Here is a 21089-nt window from a genome sequence, read left to right as displayed (position 1 = left end):
CAACCGTACCGGCTCCGCCGCCTACCGCAACCCCTTCGGCGAGGTCGCCCGCCGGCCCGGGTCCCGGCGCCGTGGAGGACGTCCGTCGAGGGCCGCGGCCGAGGTACGGCAGGGGTGCCCTCTCCGCTCCGGCTCCGCGACCTGGTGCCGCGGCTGCCGCCGCCGGGCCCGCGCGCCGCCGCGCTTACGCCCTCGACCTGCGGAAAGCGGCGCGGCCCGCGCGCATGTGCCAGGGTGGACGGAAGTCTGCGTGAGGAGGACCGGTGGACTGGCGCATGTTCGCGCAGAAGATGGCTTCCATGGCACGGGACCTGCTGGCCCAGGAGAGCGTGAGCGCCACCCTGGAGGGGACCACGGCGTCGGCGGTGGAGCTGGTCGAGGGCTGCGACGCGGCCGGGATCCTCGTCCTCTCCCGCGGCAAGGTGCGGTCGTACGCGCCGACTGAGCAGATGGTGGTCGACAGCGACCGGCTCCAGGAGGAGCTGCGGGAAGGCCCGTGCTACGACGTGGCCCGGCCCGACACCGGTGAGCGGGTCTTCCGGATCCCCGACTTCACCCAGCCCTCCGAGCGATGGCCGAACTACGTTCCGCGCGCCCGTGAGCTGGGGGTGGGCAGCATGATGGGGTTCCTGCTCTACACCGAGGAGGAGGAGCTCGGTGCCCTGAACGTCTACTCGCGCAAGAGCGGCGTCTTCACCGACGCCAGTGAGACCGCCGGATGGCTGCTGGCCTCGCACGCGGCGGTCGCCCTGGCCACAGCCCGGAACGAGGCCCAGATGCAGGAGGCCATCGCCACCCGGCACACCATCGGCGAGGCGATGGGCATCCTCATGGGCCGCCACCACATCACGGAGGAGCAGGCCTTCGACATCCTGCGCAAGCACTCCCAGGCGACGAACACCAAGCTGCGCGACATCGCCCGCCGGGTCTGCGAGACCGGCAGCCCGGTGCAGTGAGCTGCGGCGGTCCCGGAAGACGGCGAATGGGCCGGCCCGGGGTGGGGACTCGACCATGACCGCATGCCCACAACATTGGAGAGAGTCATGAGTCTCTTGCGCGTGGCCGGCCGTCCCATGCTCGCCTCGATGTTCGTCGCCGGCGGTCTGAACTCGGTTCGCGACCCGAAATCGGTGGCCCCGGCCGCCGAGCCCGTCGTACGGCCGGTGACCGAGCGTGTCACGGCACTGCCCGAACGTACCGAACAGCTCGTACGGCTCAACGGCGCGGTGCAGGTGGCGGCGGGTGTCCTGCTGGGGCTCGGCCGCATGCCCCGGTCGGCCGCGCTGGCCATCGCGGCCACGCTGGTGCCGACGACCCTGGCGGGCCACCGCTTCTGGGAGGCGGAGGACCCCTCCGACCGCGCCCAGCAGCGCATCCACTTCCTCAAGAACCTGTCCATGCTCGGCGGCCTGCTGATCGCCGCCGACGACACGGCCGGCCGCCCGTCCCTGGTCTGGCGCGGCCGCCACACCGTACGGGACCTGGAACGTGACGCACGGCTGATCCGCCGCTCCGTGCGCGCCGCCGGGCGCCCGGCCGCCACGGCCGCCGGGCTCCGGGCCAAGCTGCCGGTGTGACCGCGGCGGGGCGCCGGTGCCCCGCCGGATGACTGTTCGCGTTACCCCGCCGGCCGGGGCGCGACCACCGTCGCGGCCCACCGCGCGCGGCGCCGCATCGTGCGGAGGGCCGCTCAGACGAAGCGGTCGAGTGCCTCGGTCAGCTCGGCGGGCTTCTCCACGGGCAGTTCGTGGCCGGCGTCCAGGATGCGGATCACCGCGTCCGGATAGTCCTTCGCCATCCGCAGCATCTGGGACACGGGCAGCTGGATGTCGTGGTAGCCGTGCACCAGCAGGGTGGGGGTGTGGATCTCACCGACCCGGTCTAGGACGTCGAAGGCCCGCATGGCGCCGTAGAGGGTCATCACGACCTCCTGCGGCAGGGACGCGGAGGCCTGGACGTACGCGCGGATCTCCTCGCGCGGGTAGCCGGGGGCGAAGGCCCGCTGGATGTTCGTGGCGACGAAGAGCTTGAACGGGACGAGCGTCGACACCGCCATCAGCAGGCCTCTCCCCCGGCTGAAGGCCATGCGGCCGATGGAGTTCACGAGCACCATGCGCTCGACCCGCTCGGGGTGCGACAGGGCGATGGTCTGCGCGATCATGCCGCCCATCGAGTGGCCGACGACGACGAACCGGTCGACCTTCAGATGGTCGAGGAGGGCCAGGACGTCCTCCGCCAGCGCCGCCACCGTCCGTACGCCCGCACCGCTGCTCTCGCCGTGTCCGCGCAGGTCGAGCCGGATCACCCGGCGCCGCTGGGCGAAGTGCGTCAGCTGGTGGTCCCAGCGGTGCCGGTTCGCGGTCCAGCCGTGGACGAAGACCAGGGGCACGCCGGCGTCGTCGTGCGGCCCCTCGTCGTCGTACGTCAGTGTCGCGCCGTCGACCTCGAACTGCGGCATGCCGGTCCCCTCCCATTGCGGTTACTGGCCAGTACGGTAGCTGTCGGCCCAGGCCGGCGTCACCGTCGGGAGCCCAGGAAGTCGAGGATGTGACCGAACACGTCGAGGGCGGCGCCCCGGCCGATGAACGTGTCGAGGTGGCCGTAGCCGGGGATCTCCCGGTAGGTCACGTCCAGTTGTGGCTGCCGGTGGGCCAGTACGTCCTTGCACAGCTTCTGGGAATCCAGCCACAGGCCGTTCTCACTGCCCGACAGCAGCAGGACGGGTGTGTCGATCCGGGCGGCCGCGTCGAGCGCGTTGGGCGGCAGGGCGCGGTAGCGCAGGTCGGTGTCGTGCCAGCGCACCACGCTGCGGGCCAGCTCGATGCGCCGCAGGTGCGGCAGGATCCACAGCGGGGCGGGACCGAGGAGTTCGGCCAGCCGGTCGTGGGTGGTCGCGGTCAGGTTCTCGTGGGCGAAGAGCGAGGCGCCCGTGCCCCACGCGGAGTTGTGCAGGATCTGGCAGGTCGGGTCCGGGCATTCCGCCTTGCGGGACGCCAGGGCGAACAGGGGGGTGTATTTGGACCACAGCCCGACCTTGCGGAAGTCGACGGGGATGTGGTCGATGCGGGATTTCAGCAGCTCCCCGGCCAGCGTCATGCGCAGCGAGGTGCGCCCGGCGAGTTTGGGGGTGAGGAACACGCCCTGCGACACGACGCCGGCGAGGCCGGGGACCAGGCCCGCCGTCATGCTCAGCGACAGGGTGAGGGAGCCGATGCAGTGCGCGACGACGAACAGGGGCCGCTCGTCGCCGATGCGGGCGCGGATGTGGGCGACGGCATCGGGGATGTCGTGGAGGGCGACGTCGTCGTAGGTGTACTTCCCGCCGGTCTCGTTGTAGGGGAGCCGGCAGCTGCCCCGCCAGTCCAGCAGCCACGGTTCGTAGCCGTCGTCGAGCAGCACGTCCACGAGGTTGCGGGTCTCCGGCAGCAGGAACATGTCGGCGGAGGCGGTGTGGCCGTGCAGCAGCAGGACGGCCGGACGGTCCTCCTCGCCGCCGCCCACGCGGGTCAGGCCCAGCCGGACACCGTCGCCCGCGCGGAAGGGGATCTCCTCGACGGCCGCGGGGTCGAGGCGGTGGCGCAGGGGGCGCAGCGCCGTGCCGGTACGGGTGCGGCGCAGGGCCGGCCTGCCCTTGGTGTTCGTCGCCTTGATGATCATCGGTTGTGCTCCGTCGGGGTCTGGGTGCGGCGCAGGTCGAGCAGGTCGGCGGCGGCCCGGGCGAAGGGACCGAGCAGGCCGCGGCCCATCTCCAGGCCGAACCAGGCGAGCCAGGTCAGCTTGGCCGCCCGCTTCTCCTGTCCGGTCAGACGCGGGTCGACCTTGATGCCGTCGATCTGGTCACGGACGTAGGACTCCGCGGGGACGACGACCTCGCCCGCCAGGCTCGCCGCCTCGCCCTCGCGGCCGATCTCTATGCTCAGCGCCCGGGTCTGGCGCCACACATCGCGACGGGCACGGGCGTACTTGCGGCCCTCCAGCCACCAGCGCCCGCCGTCGGTGTCGGTCAACTGCAGCCGGTAGCGCAGAAGTTGGTGACGCATGCCGTGCTGCTGGGGGATGCCCTCGTCCGGGCGGACCCACACGTCGCCGCGATGCACGGTCATCGGCTCGGGGTGCACAGCCGTGCAGCCGAGTCGGCCGCGCGCGTCCACCCTTCGCTCCGTGACGAGCTGGTGCATGCTCGCGATGGAGAGCGTCAGCTCCATCGAACAGGCGGTGGCGGTGGCGGTGGTGCCGATCGGGCGCACACTGCCTTCCGCGGTCTCGGAGAACCACAGGTAGGGCTGGTCGTCCTTGTGCGGGAGGCGGGCCAGGCCGTCGTGGGCGAGCTTCTCGAAGGTCCGCAGCTGCGCCCTCGCGTCGTAGCGGGCGGCGGGTGCGAGGCCGAGCGCGTCGGTGACCGTGGCGGTGCGGTCCATGGTGGCGGCGGGGCCCGTGAGAGTCGCCTCGCACAGCTTCAGGGCGGCCGGATTCTGCAACACCCGCTCCAGGAAGGCGAGTTCGGGAACCGGCTCGGCCTGGAGACGGGCCAGCGCCTCGGTCCGCCACTCGTCCCAGTCCTGCACCCGCACGTGCATACCGCCGAGCGCCATGTCCGCCACGACGTCGTCGAGGGTGTTCGGCACGCCGGTCAGGTTGTAGTCGAATCCCCAGGCGTCGGGTTCGCAGATCACGCCGACGGCGGCACGGCTCACCCAGTCGACGGGCGCCGCGTTCAGGTGGCGGAACGCCGGAACGGTACGGAAGCGGCCGAACGCCGAGATCAGGCCGCTGCTCAGGTCCTGGGGATTGTGGGCGCCGGTTCTGGTGTGCCCGCCGATGCCGCCCGGCCGCAGCGCCGTGACGACCAGACCGTGGTCGCGGGCGCGGCGCAGGGCGACCTCGGCGGCCCACTTCGTCTGGTCGTAGCCCGCGACGAGGCGGTCGACGTGGGCAAGGGGGTCGTCCTCACCCATGGAGGTGATGCCGACCTCGTTGAAGACGGCGATCGAGGATATGTGGTGCAGCGGCTTCGGGCGGCCGGCCGAGGCCAGTTCGGCCAGGGTCAGCGCGCCGAGGACGTTGCCGGCGCGCAACGAGTGGTAACCGCGCAGGAAGTCCACGGCCGCCGCCACGCCCACGACGCTGTCCAGTTCACCGGCGAGCGTGTGCCACAGCTCGTCGGACAGCCCGAGCCGCGGACGGCGGATGTCGCCGGGCAGCACCGTGACGCGCCGTCGTACCTCCGACGACCAGGGCAGCTCGTACCCCCGGAGCGCCTCGGCGAGGCGGGCCACGGCCGCCTCCTCGTCGGGCGCGCGGACCAGGCAGTACACGTGCGCGTCGCTGTGCCGCAGGAGGTCGAGGAGCATGTGGCTGCCGAGGAAGCCGGTCGCGCCGGTCAGCAGGACGCGGCGCGGGGGCAGGGGCTCGGGCGAGCCGGTGAACGGCAGACGGTCGGCGAGAGCGAGGTCCGCGAGGATCTGGTCCAGGTCCTCGCGGCGGGCGGTGGAGTGGGGGGTGGCGTCGGCGGCGGGGGCGAGGGTGGCGGTCGGGCGCGCGAGGGTCGGCAGGGGGGCGGTGAGGAGGGGTGTGGTCGGGAGGGTGGTGGTGGTCGGCGTCGGCGTGGCGGTCGCCGAGGCCGTCACGGCGGGCACCGGTGTCCCTCCGGTGACCTGCAGCCAGCGCCGGGCGAGGCTGCGCGGACGGGCGTCGGCGAACACCTCGTCGAGGTCGACCTCCATGCCCAACTCGTCCTCGAGGGTCGCGACGAGCTCCACCGCGTTCACGGAGCTGCCCCCGGCGTCGAAGAAGTCCGCGTCCGGAGCCAGGTGGCCGCCGGGCAGGAAGCGGCCGGCGGTGTCGGCGATGACGGCGGCCAGACGGTCCAGGTCCTGAATCGGCGGACCGGGGACGGGAGCGGGGGCAGGAGCCGGGGTCGTCTCCGGGCCGGCCGGTACGAGTACGGCGACGTCCGCGGGACCGCCGTCCGCACTGGCACCTGTGCCTGCACCCGTACCGGCGCCCGCACCTGCACCCGCGGCCGTCGGTTCGGGCGGCGCGGCGGCCTGCATGACCCTGGCGAGCAGATCGTTCACACCCAGTCCGCTCCCACCCCGCTCGATCTCCTCGGCGGTGGCCCGCTGTTCGGCGTGCGCCGACGCGGTCTCGTTCATCTCACGCATGGGAGCCCTTCACGAAGTACGCGGTCTTTTCGTCACTGCTGCCACACCCTGTGGCGCGCCCGGTCACTGGTGCCGCCAGGAGCGGAACGCCCGCAGGTGCTCGGGCGTGCTGACGGCCTCCAGTCGCTCGTCGTCCTGGTCGCCGCCGCCGAGGGCGGCCAGCAGGCGTCGCGCCGGCGCGTTGCGCGGGGTGCGTTCCGCGGTCAGACGGATCTTGGTGCAGCCGAGCTGTTCGGCCCGGTCGGCGAGCCATTGCAGCATGCGTTCCTCGACGCCCCGGCCGAGTGCGCGACAGCTCATCAGCCAGGCGAGTACGTCGAGTTGGTCGCCCTCCGCGCGGACGGCGAGCAGGCCTATCTGCCCGTAGTCGCCGAAGCGGTCGCGGGCCGCGGCCGTCCACACCTCGCCGTGCTCGCGCCACCGGGCGAGGTCTCCGCCGTCCGCGGAGCGCCCGCGCAGGGTGAACTGATTGGTGCGGCGCACGAGTTGTTCGCCTCGCGGGACCGCGTCCGCCGCCAGCTCGCACATCTCGACGCGCAGGTCGAGCTGGGCGAGGAACTCCTCGAAGCCGGCCTGGTCCCGGACGGCGTCCCGCTCCCGCTCCTGCTCGTAGAACCGGGCCCGAAGGGCGTCCTCGGCCGTGGCCGCCGCCGGGACCAGCGGCCACAACCGCCGTAGGAAATAGGGGAGTTCGGCTTTCGGAGGGCAGGTCACCGACAGGACCTGCGGCAGCGCCGACCGCATCTTCGCGATCTCGGCCGGGTTGTCGTCGAGGAACAGGAAGCTGTCCAGGCCCAGGTTGAGGCTGCGCGCCGCTTCGGCGACACGGACCGGCTTCGGCCCCCAGGCGGCGGAGAGCACGCTGAAGTGCTCTGCCTTCAGCGTGCTCTCCGGGCGGTCCAGGACGGCCCGGACCGTGTCCTCGTCGTTGTTGCTGACCAGGGCCAGCAGCGCGCCCGCGGCACGCCACCGCAGCAACCTGCGGGCCAGCAGCTCGCGCGGGCCGGTCAGGTCGACGGACCCCGGCCCGCTCTCTCCGGCGACCCCGCCCCACAGGGTCTCGTCGCCGTCGACCACGATCACCTTCGGCGCGGGACGCCGGACCGCCCGTACGGTCTCGGCCAGGCGCAGGGCCACCGCCGCCTGGAAGTGCGGGGTGAAGGGGAGGTGGGCCAGGCGTTCGGTCCGCTCGTCGAACCGTTCCCCGACGGCGTGGTAGCGCGTCCAGTCATCGGGCCGCAGCACCGCGATGCCGGGCAGTTCGGCGAGTTCGTCGGCGATCTCCCGTTCCCAGCGCGTGAAGCGCTCCTCGGGGTGTGCGGCAGGCAGGAAGCCGACGATGAGCGGCTTGCGGGTGCGGTCGGCCAGGGCCCGTAGCGCGGCCGGATACGCGTCGCGCAGCTCGGCGAGCAGTGCGTCGTCCACCGGCCCGAAGCGCTCCAGGTCCGCTGCCCGGACCAGCACCACACCGGCCGCCGTGGCGGGGTCGGCGAAAGCGCCGGAGGGGTCCTGCACGGCGGCCAGCACCTGGTGGTACGGGGCTTCCGCGACCGCGGTCGCCCCGCCGTCCCGAACTCCCTCGTCGACCGCCGCCTCGCACAGCGCGGGGAGGTTGCCGAGAGCGAAGGTGGCGGCGAGGGCGAGCGTGCGGCGAGGGACGGTGGTGGGGGCGCCGACGGTGTCGCCGGCCGTGGCAGGCACTGCGTCGATCGCGGCCGTTGCCGCCACCTTGCTCGCCGCTGCGGGCGAAGTGCCCACGGTCCTCCCGGCCGTGCCCGGCACAGTCCCGACCGCGCCCACGGTCGTCCCCACCGTGCCCGGCATCGCCCCCACCGTCTTCCCCGCGGCCCGTACCGGGCCGCGGGGATCCTCGGCCGTCTCTCCCAGCAGGCGCACCAGCTCCTCCCCCAGCCCGGTGGCCGTTGCCTCGTCCAGGATGTCGAGGTTGTGGTCGAGACGGACACGGCCCGCGTCCGGGGTCATCGTGATCATCAGGTCGAGGTCGGAGTAGCCCGTTCCGGCGGGCAGCACGTCGAGGTGGGTGAGGCGGCCGGACGCGGAGCGTACGTAGTTGAAGTACACCTCCACCAGCGGTGCGTTCGGCCGGTACAGCCCCTGCTTCGCCAGTGTCGGCAGCACGTCGGAGAACACGGCACCCTTCGCCAGGACCTTGCCGAGGCGGCTGTCGGTGCGGCGCAGCACCTCCTCGATCGGCTCGTCGGGGCGGGCCTCGGCCGGGAAGGGCACCGGCACTCCGAAGAAGCCCACCGCGTCGAAGGCGTCGGCGTGGATGCGGGTGTCCACCGGCACGGCGAGCACGAAGCGTTCGCGCTCCCGGCGGCGGGCCAGCAGCACGGTCAGCGCGCCCAGGCAGAACGCGGCGGGCGTGACGGCGAGCCGGCTCGCGGCCGCCGAGACCCGCTCCGGCAGCCCGTCGGGGAGGGGCACGGTGACGCTGCCGGCCCGGTAGGACCGGCGTGCCGGGCGCGGCCGGGCGAGCGTCAGGTCGAGGCGGGAGCTGCCGTGGAAGGCCTGGCGCCACTCGGCGGCGCCGTCACCGGGCTCCCGGGTCTGCCGCGCCCCCTTGGTCTCCTGCGCCTCGATCAGCAGGTCGATGTCACGGTTGGTGACGGTGTCACCGAGCGGGGTGCCGGACAGTTCGGCGTCGATCTCCGCGGCCACGAGCAGCAGGGACTGAAGGTCGCTCACCGCGTGGTGGGCGCCGTAGACCAGGATCTGGCCGCGCGCTCCGCCGTCCAGCAGTTCGAAGCGCCACAGCGGTGGACGGGTGAGGTCGAACGGCGGCTCCAGCAGCAGCCGGAGCCCTTCGTCCGCGTCGGGTCCGGTCGCGGCGGTGACCGGCGTCCAGCGCAGCAGTGGCTCCGCCGACTCCCTGCGGACCAGGAGCTGTCGGCCGCCCTCCGGACCGGTGACGATCCCGGTGCGCAGGGCCGCGTGCCGTGCGGCGAGCCGGGTGAGGATGGCCGTGAGCGTCTCGCGGGTGGTGGTCGAGGTGAGCCGTACGGCCAGGCCGACGGCGTGCGCCGGGTCCGGCATGCCCGGCTGGGCGCTGCGCAACAGCCGTACGACATCGCGGGTGGCGGGGCGCAGAGCCGTCTCGGGCACCTCCACGGCACGCTCGGCGGGCTGCCGGACGGGGGTTTTGGTGGCGGGGGCGCTTTCGGGCAGTGCCCGGCCCAGGGTGCGGGCGAGACCGCGGAGGTCGGGGGCCGAGAACATGGCGGCGGCGGGGAGTTCGACGCCCAGCTCACGGGCGAAGGCGTTGCGCAGCCGTACCAGCATGAGGGAGTCCAGTCCCAGTTCCTTCAGGCCCGCGGTCGGGGACGGTTCGGCGGTGCCGCCGGAGACCTCCGCGACCCTGGCGCGTACGTAGGCTTCGAGGTGTTCGGCGCGGTCCTGGTCCGTCGGCGCGGTGAGGATCTTCCTGACCAGGTCGTCGGCGTGCGTGCCGGTCACCGGGGCCGTGACGAGGTCGGCCAGGACGGGACGGGTGCGGGCCGCGTCCGGGTCGAGGGCCAGGAGCTCCCAGTCCAGGGCGACGGGGGCGAGCTGGCGACGCGAGGTGGCCAGCACCCGGTCGAACAGTTCACCGCCCTCCTGCGGGGTGAAGGCGATCAGACCCGACCGGCCGGTCTCGGCGGCCCGGGTGCCGGAGGCCGCGACCATGCCGACCTCCGCCCAGGCGCCCCAGTCCAGGCTCAGCGCCCGGCGTCCGGTGCGCGACAGATGGTGGGCCCAGGCGTCCAGGAAGGCGTTCGCCGCCGAGTACGGGCTCTGTCCGGCCGAGCCGAGAAGGCCGGCCACCGACGCGAACAGGACCAGGTTCTCGGCTTCCGGGACGAGTTCGGTGAGCAGGGCGGTGCCCAGCACCTTGGGGGCGAGGACACGCAGGACGCGTTCGTCCGTCAGGTTCGCGACCGTGGCGTCGTCGAGCACACCGGCCGTGTGGACGACGGTGGCGATGGGCCCGGCTTCCTGTCGTACGGCGTCCAGTGCGGCCGTCAGACCCGCGCGGTCGGCGACGTCGGCGCGGACGAGACGCACGCTCACCCCGCCCTGCTCCTGCGCCGCGATCCAGCTCGCCGCGTCGGGGGAGGGTGTACCGCGGCTCAGCAGGGCCAGCCGGCGGGCCCCTCGGCGCACCAGGCGTTCGGCCACGACGCGGCCGAGGCCGCCGAGGCCGCCCGTGATCAGGGCGACGCCGTCCGGGGTGACGCGGCCGTGGCCGCCGTCGTCCGGGCGGGTGCGGGTCAGGCGCGGGACGAGACGGCCCGCGGGGCGGAGTGCGACCAGGCGTTCGTCGTCGGCGTGCCGCAGCTGCGTCCACAGGGCGTCGGCGCCGCCGGTGGGCGGCAGATCGATCAGCGTGGTGGCCAGCTCCGGGTGCTCCTGCGCCACCGCGAGGCCGAAACCCCAGGCCAAGGCCTGCTCGGGGTGGGCCACCCCGGTACTGTCACCGGCCGCCTGGCTGCCCCTGACCACCATGAACAGGCGGGGCGGGCGGCCCTGTGGGCGGTCGGTGAGGGCACGGACCAGGTGCAGGGTGCTCAGGCAGCACAGCCGGGCCGCTTCCTGGGAGGACGCCGTGTCGGTGACCGGCGGCGCGTCCAGCGCCGACAGCTGGACGACCCGCCGGGGCGGCCCGTCGGGGAAGGCCTCGTCCAGCAGCCGGGCCAGCTGGCGCGGATCGGCCGGATCGAGCACGTACTGTCCGTGCCCCTCGGCGGCGAACTCCGTGCCGCTGCGGACGCTGACATACGGCACGGACGCGGCGCCCAGCCGCTGGGCGAGTTCGCCGGCCACTCCGCTCTCGTCGGCAAGGAGCAGCCAACTGCCCTGCACGGCCGGCTCCTTGGCCACGGGGCGTGGCTGCCAGCGCGTCTCGAACAGGGCGCCGTCCAGCGGCGAGAGGGCGGCGAGCTCGAACTCCCGCAACTCCAGGACGAGTTGGTCGTCCTCGTCCCACAACCGCAGGTCCAGCGTCGCCCGGTCGCCGTCCAGCGAGCGCAGCCGGCAGGTCACCCACACCGGCGCGGACCGCCGTGCGGTGTGGCGCAGGCGTCCCACTCCGGCGGGTACGAACGCCCGGCCCTCGGGCGCGTCCCCGGGCAGGGCGGCCGTGTGGAAGGCGGCGTCGAGGAGCGCGGGGTGCAGCAGATGGCCGTCGTCGGGTCGCGCGGTCAGCCGGCCCAGGGCCGCGGTGTTCGTGCGGCGGCCGTCCTCGAGGCCGCGGAAGGCGGGGCCGTAGTCGATGCCGAGGGCCGCGAGCCCGGCGTGGACGGCCGCCAGGTCGACGCCCTCCACATCTGGTTCACGCAGCCGCGCGAGTTCCTCACGCGGGTCGTCGCCTGCCTGGACGGCGGGTTCGGCGGCGCCGACGGCCACCCGCCCGGTGACGTGCCGCTGCCACGGCGCTCGCCGCTCACCGGCCGGAGCCGAGGCGATGGTGAAGTCCCGGAAACCGTCCTCGGCGGGCCGCAGGACCAGTTGCAGCCGCACGGGTGTGTCAGGGTCCAGCCGCAAGGGCTGGACGAACCTGATGTCGGCGAGCCGTAGGTCGCCGGCGTCCCGCAGTTCGGACGCGGCTTCCAGGGCCATGTCGAGGAACGCGGCGGCGGGCAGCCAGACCTCGCCGGTGACCCGGTGGTCGGCGAGATACGCGAACCGGCTGTCGCGCAGGTCGATGTCCACCTGGAAGAGGTGCCGGTCGGGTTCGTCGCTGGCCTCGACGTGGGTGCCGAGGAGCGGCGAGCCGTGACCGGCCGGGGCCAGGGGAGCGGGGGTGATCCAGTGGCGTTCGCGGGCGAAGGCGTAGGTGGGCAGGTCGGTGCGGCGGCCCGCCGGGACCAGGGCCGCCCAGTCGGGGGTGTGGCCGGCGACGTACATGTCACCCAGTCCGCGCAGCAGGGTCTCCTGTCCGCCCCGCTGCCGGCGCAGCGACGCCACGCTCACGACGTCGACGGCCGCCTCGGCGGCCACCGCCTCGATCGACGGGCCGAGGGAAGGGTGGGGGCTGAGTTCCACGAAGGTGCGGTAGCCGTCGTCGAGCATGCGCCGCACGGTGTCGGCGAAGCGGACGGGCTCGCTGAGGTTGTCGTACCAGTAGCCGGCGTCCAGCCGGTCCCCCGGGACGGGCTCGGCGAGGACCGTCGAGTACAGCGTGGTCGGCGTTCGCGACCCCTCGACGCCCGCCAGCCGTTCGAGCAGGTCCTCGCGGAGCGGGGCCATGAGCGGGGTGTGCGAGGCGAAGGGGGTCGAGAGCCGGCGGGCGGGGACGTCCAGCTTCTCCAGGTGGGCGGCCAGTGCGGCCAGCGCGTCGGTGTCGCCGGAGACCGCCGTGGAGTGGGCGCTGTTGACGGCCGCGACGAACAGCCGGCCGGCGTACGGTGCGAGGAGTTCCTCGACCTCGGCGCGCGGCAGTTCGAGGGCGAGCATGCCGCCCCTGCCTTCCAGCGGTACGACGGCCCGGGCGCGCCCGGTCACCACCTTGACGGCCTCGTCGAGGGTGAGGGCACCCGCGCTGTAGGCGGCGGCGATCTCGCCCAGGCTGTGTCCGACCACCGCGTCCGGGGTGACGCCGAGGGCGCGCCAGGCGGCGGCCAGCGCCGCGTTGACGGCGAACAGCACCGGCTGCAGGAACTCGGTCCGGGCGAGCGGGGTGATGTCCTCCGGGGCCCGCAGCGCGGTGAGCACCGACCAGCCGGCCTGCCGGAGCACCGCCTCGTCGATGCGGGTCAGCTCCTCGCGGAACCCGTCCGAGTCGGTCATCAAGTCCAGTGCCATGCCGGGCCACTGGCCGCCGTGCCCGGCGAAGACGAAGGCCACTTTGCCCGCAGGCTCCTCGCGGAAGGGGGTCGCCGGCGTGCGTCCGCCCGCCAACGCCTCGAGTCCGTCCAGCAGTTCGTTCCGGTCACCCGCCACCACGGCGGCTCGACGCTCGAAGTGGGTGCGGTGCCGGGCCAGGGTGTGGGCCAGGTCCGGCAGCGCCACGTCCTCGGACAGGTGAGCGGCCAGCTGCGCGGCCTGCCCGCGCAGGGCCGCCTCACTGCGCCCGGACACCGTGAACAAGAGTTTTCCCGAGCCGAATTCCGCCGACACGGCCGTCGGATCCGCCCGCGGGGCCTCCTCCACGATCACGTGTGCGTTGGTGCCGCTGATCCCGAAGGCGCTCACTCCGGCGCGGCGTGTCCGCTCGCCCTCCGGCCAGGCCACCGGCTCCCGCAGCAGGCTCAGCCCGCTGTCCGCCCAGTCCACATGGCGGCTGGGGGTGCCCGCGTGCAGGGTGCGCGGCAGCGTCCGGTGGCGCAGCGACTGCACCACCTTGATCAGCCCGGTCACGCCCGAAGCCGCCTGGGCGTGGCCGACGTTGGACTTGAGGGAGCCCAGGTACAGGGGCCGGTCCTCGGGGCGCGGGCTGCCGAAGACCTGCGCCAGCGCGTTCGCCTCGATCGGGTCGCCCAGTGTGGTGCCCGTCCCGTGCGCCTCCACGTAGTCGATGTCGGCGGGCTCCAGCCCGGACAGCTCCAGGGCGCGCCGGATCACCCGCTCCTGGGCGGGGCCGTTGGGCGCGGACAGTCCCTGGCTGCGGCCGTCCTGGTTGACGGCGGTCCCGCGCAGCACCGCGAGCACCTCGTCGCCGTCACGCCGGGCGTCGTCCAGCCGCTTCAGTACGACCATGCCGGCGCCCTCGGACCAGATGGCGCCGTCGGCCGCGTCGGAGAAGGACCGGCAGCGGCCGGTCGGGGACAGGCCCCTCAGCCGGCTGAACTCCACGAAGGTCTGCGGTGTCACCATCAGCGTCACGCCGCCGGCCAGGGCCAGGTCGCACTCGCCCGCACGCAGTGCCTGGGCCGCCAGGTGCACGGCCACCAGCGACGACGAGCAGGCCGTGTCGACCGTCAGCGCCGGGCCGACCAGGCCCAGCGTGTAGGCGAGCCGCCCGGAGGCCACGCTCAGGGCCGAGCCGGTGCCGACGTATCCGTCCAGTTGGTCGAGCCGGGTGCCGGACAGGTAGTCGCTGCCGAACATGCCGACGTACACGCCGGTGGTGCTTCCCGCGAGGTCGGCGGGCACGATACCGGCGCGCTCCAGCGACTCCCAGGCCGTCTCGAGCAGCAGCCGCTGCTGCGGGTCCATGGCCGCCGCCTCCTTCGGTGTGATCCCGAAGAACCCCGCGTCGAAGGACTCGATGTCGTCGAGGAAGCCGCCTTCGCGGGCGTACGACTTGCCCGCGGCATCCGGGTCGGGATCGTAGAGGGACTCCACGTCCCAGCGTCCGGCCGGGAAGGGGCCCACCGCGTCGCGTCCCTCGGCGACCAGGCGCCACAGGCCCTCGGGGTCGTCGACCCCGCCGGGCAGCCGACAGGCCATGGCCACCAGTGCCACCGGCTCGTCGCCGGGCGTGGAGGCCGTGCGCGCGGGCCGTGGATCGGACGCGGCCCGTCCGGCCGTACGGCCGTCCGTGGCGAGCGTGGTGGCGAGCAGGTGCGTGGCGAGCCTGGCCGGGGTGGGATGGTCGAACACCAGGGTGGCGGGGAGCTTGGCGCCGACGCGGGTGCCGATGCGGTTACGCAGGTCGACCGCCGTCACCGAGTCCATGCCGAGGTCGCGCAACGGCTGGTCGGCGGGGACGGAGTCCGCCGAGCGCAGGCCGAGGGCGTGGGCGGCCTCCTCACGGATGAGGGCGAGGACCCTGTCGGCACGTTCGGGTTCCGGAAGCCGGGCGAGGCGATCCGCCAGGCGGGGTCCGCCGCCCTGGCCGGCGGGGGGTGCGGGCAGCAGGGAGCGCCACAGGGCCGTCGTGGCACTGTCCCCGGCGACCGCGGCGGCTCGCAGGCGGGGCAGGTCGAGTGCCCAGGCGACCAGGTGCGGGGAGCCGCGTCGCAGGGCGATTCGGACGAGGTCGCGGCCCTGGTCTGGGGTGAGGGCGCGGTGGCCGAGGCGGGCCATCCGGTCCAGGTCGGCGTGCTCGGCGGCCAGGCCCTCGCCCGCCCACGCGCCGAAGGCGACGGAGACACCGGGCAGGCCCAGCGCCCTTCTGTGGTGGGCCAGTTGGTCGAGGAAGACGTTGGCGGCGGCGTAGTTCGCCTGGCCCGCGTTGCCGACGACACCGGCGGCCGAGGAGACCAGCAGGAAGAGGTCGAGGGGCAGGTCGGCGGTGAGCCGGTGCAGGTGTGCGGCGCCGTCCACCTTGGGACGCAGCACCTGCGAGAGACGGTCGGGGGTCAGCTCGGCGACCACGCCGTCGGCCAGGACGCCGGCGCAGTGCACGACTCCGCGCAGGGGCAACTCCTCGCCGACCGTGGAGAGTACACCGGCCAGGGCCGCCGCGTCGGCCACGTCGCAGGCCGCCACCTCGGCGACGGTACCCAGCGCCGCGAGGTCGGCGACGGCCTCGGCCGCACGCGGATCACCCGTCCCCTGCCGTGACGTCAGCACCAGCCGTCTCACACCGTGTTCGGCCAGCAGTCGGGCGATGTGACGACCGACCGCACCGAGTCCGCCCGTGATCAGGACGGTGCCGTCGGTGGGGACCGGGGCGCGGAGCGCCACCTCCCGCGGCGAGCGGGCCGGCTCGTGGCGGTCGCCGGCCGGGGCCCGCGGCACGTCCCCGGTACGGGCGCGCACCAGCCTGGGGGCCAACAACTGGTCTTGCCGCAGGGCGAGTTCGGGCTCGTCGGGATGCGTGGCGGCTGCCATCAGGGCGGCCGTCGGATCGGAGTCGTCGAGGTCGAGGAGGCTGAGCCCGAGGTCCGGGTGTTCGGCGCGAGCGCTGCGGGCCAGGCCCCACAGCACCGACTGGGCGAGGCCGGGAACGGTGTCCCCGTCGACGGCCGCGACCGCGCCCCGGGTCACCCACACGATCCGGGCGGGCGCCTCGCCGGGCGGCAGGGCGAGCAGCGTCTGCAACTCGGCCAGAGCGGTGGCCGCCAACTCGCCGGCGGCGGCCGCCGTTTCGTCACCCACCGCGGCACACGGCCAGAACCGCACGAGGACGCCTGGGACCGCCTCGGCGGGCCGGGGGCCCGCGTCCGCCCCACGGAGCGCCCCCGCTACCGCCTCGCCCCGCCACGCTTCTCCCCACGCCTCGGCGCCCCGCGCTCCCGCGTCCGTCCCACCGGGCCGCACGGCTGAGACCACCCCGTGCTGCCGCGCGTCAACTCCCGCCTCGGCGGACCGCGCCACCACGTCCGCCCCGCCGGGCCGCACCCCCGAGGCCACCCCGGCCTCCATCGCGTCGGCTTCCGCCTCGGCGGGCCGGGTGCCCGCGGGTGCCTCAGCCCGCGTCCCGTCGGCTTCCGCCTCGGCGGGCCGGGGGGCCGCGTCCGTCCCGGCGGGCGTCCCGACCCGACGCATGTCCGCTTCCGCCTCGGTGGGCCGCGAATCCGAGTCCGCACCCCCATGCCGGGTCCCTGCCACCGCCTCGACCGGCCGCGCTTCTGCCTCCGCCTCGGCGGGCCGCGCTCCTACCTCCGCCTCGGCGGGCCGCGCTCCTACCTCCGCCCCGCCGGGCCGCACCCCCGAGGCCACCCCGGCCTCCATCGCGTCGGCTTCCGCCTCGGCGGGCCGGGGGGCGTCCGGCGTCCACTCCCCCGTCCGGATGTGCGCCGCCTTGAGGCCGCGCAGGGTCTCCGCGATGTGTGGGGTCGACCGGTCGCCCACCACGGTCCACAGGGTGTCCGGCCTCTGGTCCGGGTTCGCGGTCACCGTGGTCCATGTGACCTCGTACAGGTGTCGGGTGTTCTCCGAGCCGACGGTCAGGTCGGCCGGGTCGGCGGCCCGCAGGCGTACGTTCTCCAGGCGGCCGGCCGGGAGCCCGTCGGTGTCCCACAGGGTCACGTCCAGCGTCAGGTCGGTGCCGGTGCCGCCCGTCCGCCGTACGGACGCGGTCAGGTCGTTCGCGCCGCCCGGCGGCAGGACGCAGCGGCCCACCGACACGGGCAGCAGCACTCGGCCGTCGGTGGCGTCGAAAGCCGCGGCCACCTGGAGTGCCGCGTCCAGCAGCGCCGGGTGCACCGGATACGGGTCGCTCATGTCCCGGGCGGCCACCGGCAGTGACAGCCGGGCCAGCAGTTCGCCGTCTCCGGCGGCGACGACCTGCCGTACGCCCTGAAAGACCGGTCCGTAGCTGAGTCCGAGGCCGTTCAGCCGTACGTACGTCTCCTCGCTCCAGGCCTGCTCCGCGGTGTGCGGCCACACCGGTGGCGGGCCTCCCGGCGCGGGGGACGGACCGGCCGCCGACGCGGTGGCGTGCAGGGTCCAGCCGGCGTCTTCCCGACCGCGCGGGCGGCTGTGCACGGTGACCTCCGGCACGGGGCCGGCGGCGGACACCTCCACGGACACCTCGACCGTGCCGGCGGCGGGCAGGGTGAGCGGCGCGAGCAGGAGCAGGTCGGTCACGTCGTCCGCGGCGTCCGGGCGGGCCACGGTGAGCGCCGCGCGGCACACCTCCATCACGGTGGTGCCCGACACGACGGTCCGGCCGAACACGGTGTGGTCGCCCAGCCAGTCCGCGGTGGCCGGTGACCACTCGTTGCGGAAGGTCCAGCGGGTCTCGTCCGCGGACTGCAACTGGATGCCGAGCAACGGGTGGGCCGCACGGTCGAGGAGGCCGGAGGTGCCGGTGGCGGGGGCGGGTTCGATCCAGTGGCGCCGCGGGTCCCAGGCGTACGTCGGCAGGTCGGCGGGCCGGCTGCCGGAGACGAGTCGGCGCCAGTCCAGCGGCCTTCCGTGGACGTGGAGTTCGGCCGCGGACCGGTCGAGGCAGGCGGGGCCGTCCTCGTCGCGGCGCAGTGATCCGACGGCGACCAGGTCGTGACCGACGTCCTCGGCGACCGTGCCGAGGGCGGTGAGCAGGGAGGGGTGCGGGCCGAGTTCGACGAAGTACCGGTAGCCGTCGGCCGCCATGCGCTCCACGGTGGGTGCGAAGCGCACCGGCTCGCGCAGGTTGGTGTACCAGTAGTCGGCTTCGAGTTCCTCGGTGACGGGCGCGCCGGTCACCGTGGAGTACCAGGCGACGGACGTCGGGGAGGTGATGACGCCGTCGAGTTCGTCGAGGATCGTCCGGCGCACCGGCTCGACCTGGGCGCTGTGGGAGGCGTAGTCGACGTCGAGGCGGCGGACGAACACCTGCCGCCCCTCCAGTTCGGCGAGCAGCGCGTCCACGGCCGTCACCTCACCGGCGACCACCGTGGAGCGACCGCTGTTGACGGCGGCGACGCAGACGCGGCCCGCGTGCCCGGCGAGGTGGGCCTCGACCTCGGTGTGCGGCAGCGCGACGACGGCCATGGCGCCGGTGCCGGACAGGGCGGTCAGGGCCTGGCTGCGCAGGGCGACGACCGCCGCCGCGTCGTTGAGGCTCAGGGCCCCGGCGACACAGGCCGCGGCCACCTCGCCCTGACTGTGTCCGACGACGGCGTCGGGGCGGACACCGCGGGCCCGCCACACGGCGGCCAGGGACACCATCACGGCGAACAGCACCGGCTGGACCACGTCGACCCGGTCCAGGGACGGCGCGCCGGCGTCGCCGCGCAGGACCGCCGCCGTCGACCAGGTGGTGAACGGCCGCAACGCGGCGTCGCAGCGGTCGAGTTCGTCGGCGAACACGGGGTCGCGGTCGAGCAGGTCGCGGGCCATGCCGGTCCACTGGGAGCCCTGGCCGGGGAAAACGAAGACCAACTTGCCGGTCGGGGAGACCTGTTGGGGTCCGACGGTCAGATCCTCGTGCGGTTGTCCGTCGGCGAGTTGGCGCAGGGCGGTGAGCAGTTCGTCGCGGTCGCCCGCCCGGACGACGGCTCGTTGCTCGAAGTGCGTGCGGTGGTGGGCCAGCGTCGTCGCCACTGCGGTGAGGGGGGTCTCCGGCCGCTCGACGAGCGCCCGGTGAAGCCGGTCGGCCTGTCCCCGCAGGGCAGGCAGGGTCCGGGCGGAGAGGGCGAAGAGGCTCGGTCGGGCTGCGCCTTCCCCGCCGACCGCCACGAGAACCGGGTCCGGGGCCGGGGCCGGGGCCGGGACCGGGACCGAAACCGCGTCCAAGGCCGCGCGGTCCGGGACCGGCCCCACAGCCGCACGGTCCGGGACCGGGCCCCCGTCCGCACACTCTTCGGCCGTCACCCGCGCCTGTTCCCGCGGTGCCTCTTCCAGCACCACATGGGCGTTGGTGCCGCTGATGCCGAAGGCGCTCACGCCGGCCCGCCGTACCCGGTCGTCGGAGTACGGCCACGCCTGGGCGGCATCGAGCAGGCGCAGGCCGCTGTGCAGCCAGTCGACGTGTTCGGTGGGGTTGCGGGCGTGCACGGAAGCCGGCAGCAGCTCGTGGCGGAGGGCCAGGACCGTCTTGATGACGCCGCCGATGCCGGCGGCGGCCTGGGTGTGACCGATGTTGGACTTCAGGGAGCCGATGCCGAGCGGCCGCTCCCCGGGCCGTCCCGGTCCGAACACGGCGGCCAGCGCCCGGCCCTCGATGGGATCGCCGAGCGGGGTGCCCGTGCCGTGCGTCTCGACGTGGTCCAGGTCGTCGGGCCGGAGCCCTGCGGCGTCCAGGGCGGCGCGCAGCACCCGTTCCTGCGCCGGCCCGCTGGGAGCGCTCAGGCCCTGGCTGCGGCCGTCCTGGTTGATCGCCGACCCCTTGACGACCGCGAGGACCTGGTCGCCGTCCCGGCGCGCGTCCGCGAGCCGCTTCAGCAGCACGAGGCCGCAGCCCTCGGCCCACACCACGCCGTCCGCGTCGGCGGAGAAGGGGCTGCACCGTCCGGACGGCGACAGTCCGCGCAGCCGGCTGAACTCGACGTGCCCGCGCGGGGTGACCAGCAGCGTCGCACCGCCCGCCAGCGCGAGGTCGCACTCGCCGGCCGCCAGCGCCCGCGCCGCCAGGTGCAGCGCGACGAGCGAGGAGGAGCAGGCGGTGTCGACGGTCACGGCGGGGCCCTGCAGGCCGAGGGTGTAGGCGATGCGCCCGGAGGCGACACTGGCCGCGGAGCCCGTGCCGATGTGCCCGTCGAGCTGGTCCAGCGAGGCCGAGGCCAGGTAGCCGCTGTCGTACAGGCCGATGTAGACGCCCGTGGAACTGCCGTTGAGGGTCTCCGGGACGATCCCGGCGCGTTCGATAGTCTCCCAGGTGGTCTGCAGCAGGAGGCGCTGCTGCGGGTCCATCGCGGCGGCCTCGCGCGGGGAGATCCCGAAGAAGGCCGCGTCGAAACGGTCGATGTCGGTGAGGTAGCCGCCGCGCAGGGAGTACGCCGTGCCGCCGGCCTCCGGGTCGGGATCGAGGAGCCCGTGGGTGTCCCAGCGGCCGGCGGGTACCTCGGTGACGGCATCCGCTCCTTCGGCGAGCAGCCGCCACAGCGACTCGGGGTCGTCGGCGCCGCCGGGGAACCGGCAGGCCATGGAGATGATCGCGATGTCGTCGTCGGCCCGCGGGGCCCGGTCCGTCGGCCGCGGCCGCGCCGTGACGGGTTCGCCGGACCGGTCGTGGAGCACCGCGTCGGCGAGTTCGGCGACGGTGGGGTGCTCGAAGACGAGAGCGGGGCTGAGGGGCCGTCCGAGACGCTCGGAGAGATCCGCGGCGAGTGTCACCAACTGGCGTGATCCAAGGCCGAGTTCGGCTATCGGCCGGAGCGGGTCGACATCTTCCGGGGCGAGTCCGGCCGCCTCGGCGACGGCCGACGTCAGCCAGGCCCGTATGCCTTCGGGGGTCGTGACGGACGGTGCGGGGAAATGCTTCGGAGACTCGTTCGCAGGCATCTGGAGAGGTGTCCTCGTGAACTCGGGCGCAGGCTGGTTCCGTACGACCGCCCCGGCCGGGGCGCGCGGATACGGACGGGCGGCGTGGTCGGCCTACGACGGCGTACGGCGGCGTGTTCGGAGCGGGGCGGCGTGAACGGCGTACGAGGTGTACGGCCGGTCTCG

6 protein-coding genes are annotated in these 21089 nt (G+C 74.3%); 2 read left to right on the top strand and 4 right to left on the bottom strand.

What is annotated here, in order from left to right:
- Positions 1 to 263: 263 nt before the first annotated feature.
- Positions 264 to 956: a GAF and ANTAR domain-containing protein gene (locus OG985_RS41385; protein WP_371673538.1), complete on the top strand. Its 693-nt coding sequence runs from the start codon at positions 264 to 266 to the stop codon at positions 954 to 956.
- Positions 957 to 1043: 87 nt separating this feature from the next.
- Positions 1044 to 1577, top strand: coding sequence for a DoxX family protein (locus OG985_RS41380; protein ID WP_371673537.1), 534 nt, complete (start codon positions 1044 to 1046; stop codon positions 1575 to 1577).
- A 113-nt stretch (positions 1578 to 1690) separates the two neighbouring features.
- Here the strand turns inward: OG985_RS41380 and OG985_RS41375 are convergent, their stop codons facing one another.
- The 4 genes from OG985_RS41375 to OG985_RS41360 all read right to left on the bottom strand — a co-directional run bounded on the left by OG985_RS41375 (position 1691) and on the right by OG985_RS41360 (position 20924).
- Positions 1691 to 2458, bottom strand: a complete 768-nt coding sequence (locus OG985_RS41375; RefSeq protein ID WP_371673536.1) for an alpha/beta fold hydrolase — start codon at positions 2456 to 2458, stop codon at positions 1691 to 1693.
- 59 nt (positions 2459 to 2517) lie between these two features.
- Positions 2518 to 3657 (bottom strand): alpha/beta hydrolase, encoded by a 1140-nt coding sequence (locus OG985_RS41370; protein ID WP_371673535.1) that lies wholly within the window; start codon positions 3655 to 3657, stop codon positions 2518 to 2520.
- Positions 3654 to 6164, bottom strand: coding sequence for a thioester reductase domain-containing protein (locus tag OG985_RS41365; RefSeq protein WP_371673534.1), 2511 nt, complete (start codon positions 6162 to 6164; stop codon positions 3654 to 3656). The genes OG985_RS41370 and OG985_RS41365 overlap by 4 nt, the downstream gene beginning before the upstream one ends.
- A gap of 63 nt (positions 6165 to 6227) precedes the next feature.
- On the bottom strand, positions 6228 to 20924 hold the full coding sequence (locus OG985_RS41360) for an SDR family NAD(P)-dependent oxidoreductase (RefSeq protein WP_371673533.1): 14697 nt from the start codon (positions 20922 to 20924) through the stop codon (positions 6228 to 6230).
- Positions 20925 to 21089 lie beyond the last annotated feature (165 nt).

The sequence above is a fragment of the Streptomyces sp. NBC_00289 genome (genome assembly GCF_041435115.1).
Taxonomy (GTDB): Bacteria; Actinomycetota; Actinomycetes; order Streptomycetales; family Streptomycetaceae; genus Streptomyces.
Note: the sequence above shows the minus strand (reverse complement) of the source record. Positions and strands in the feature narration are given on the sequence as shown.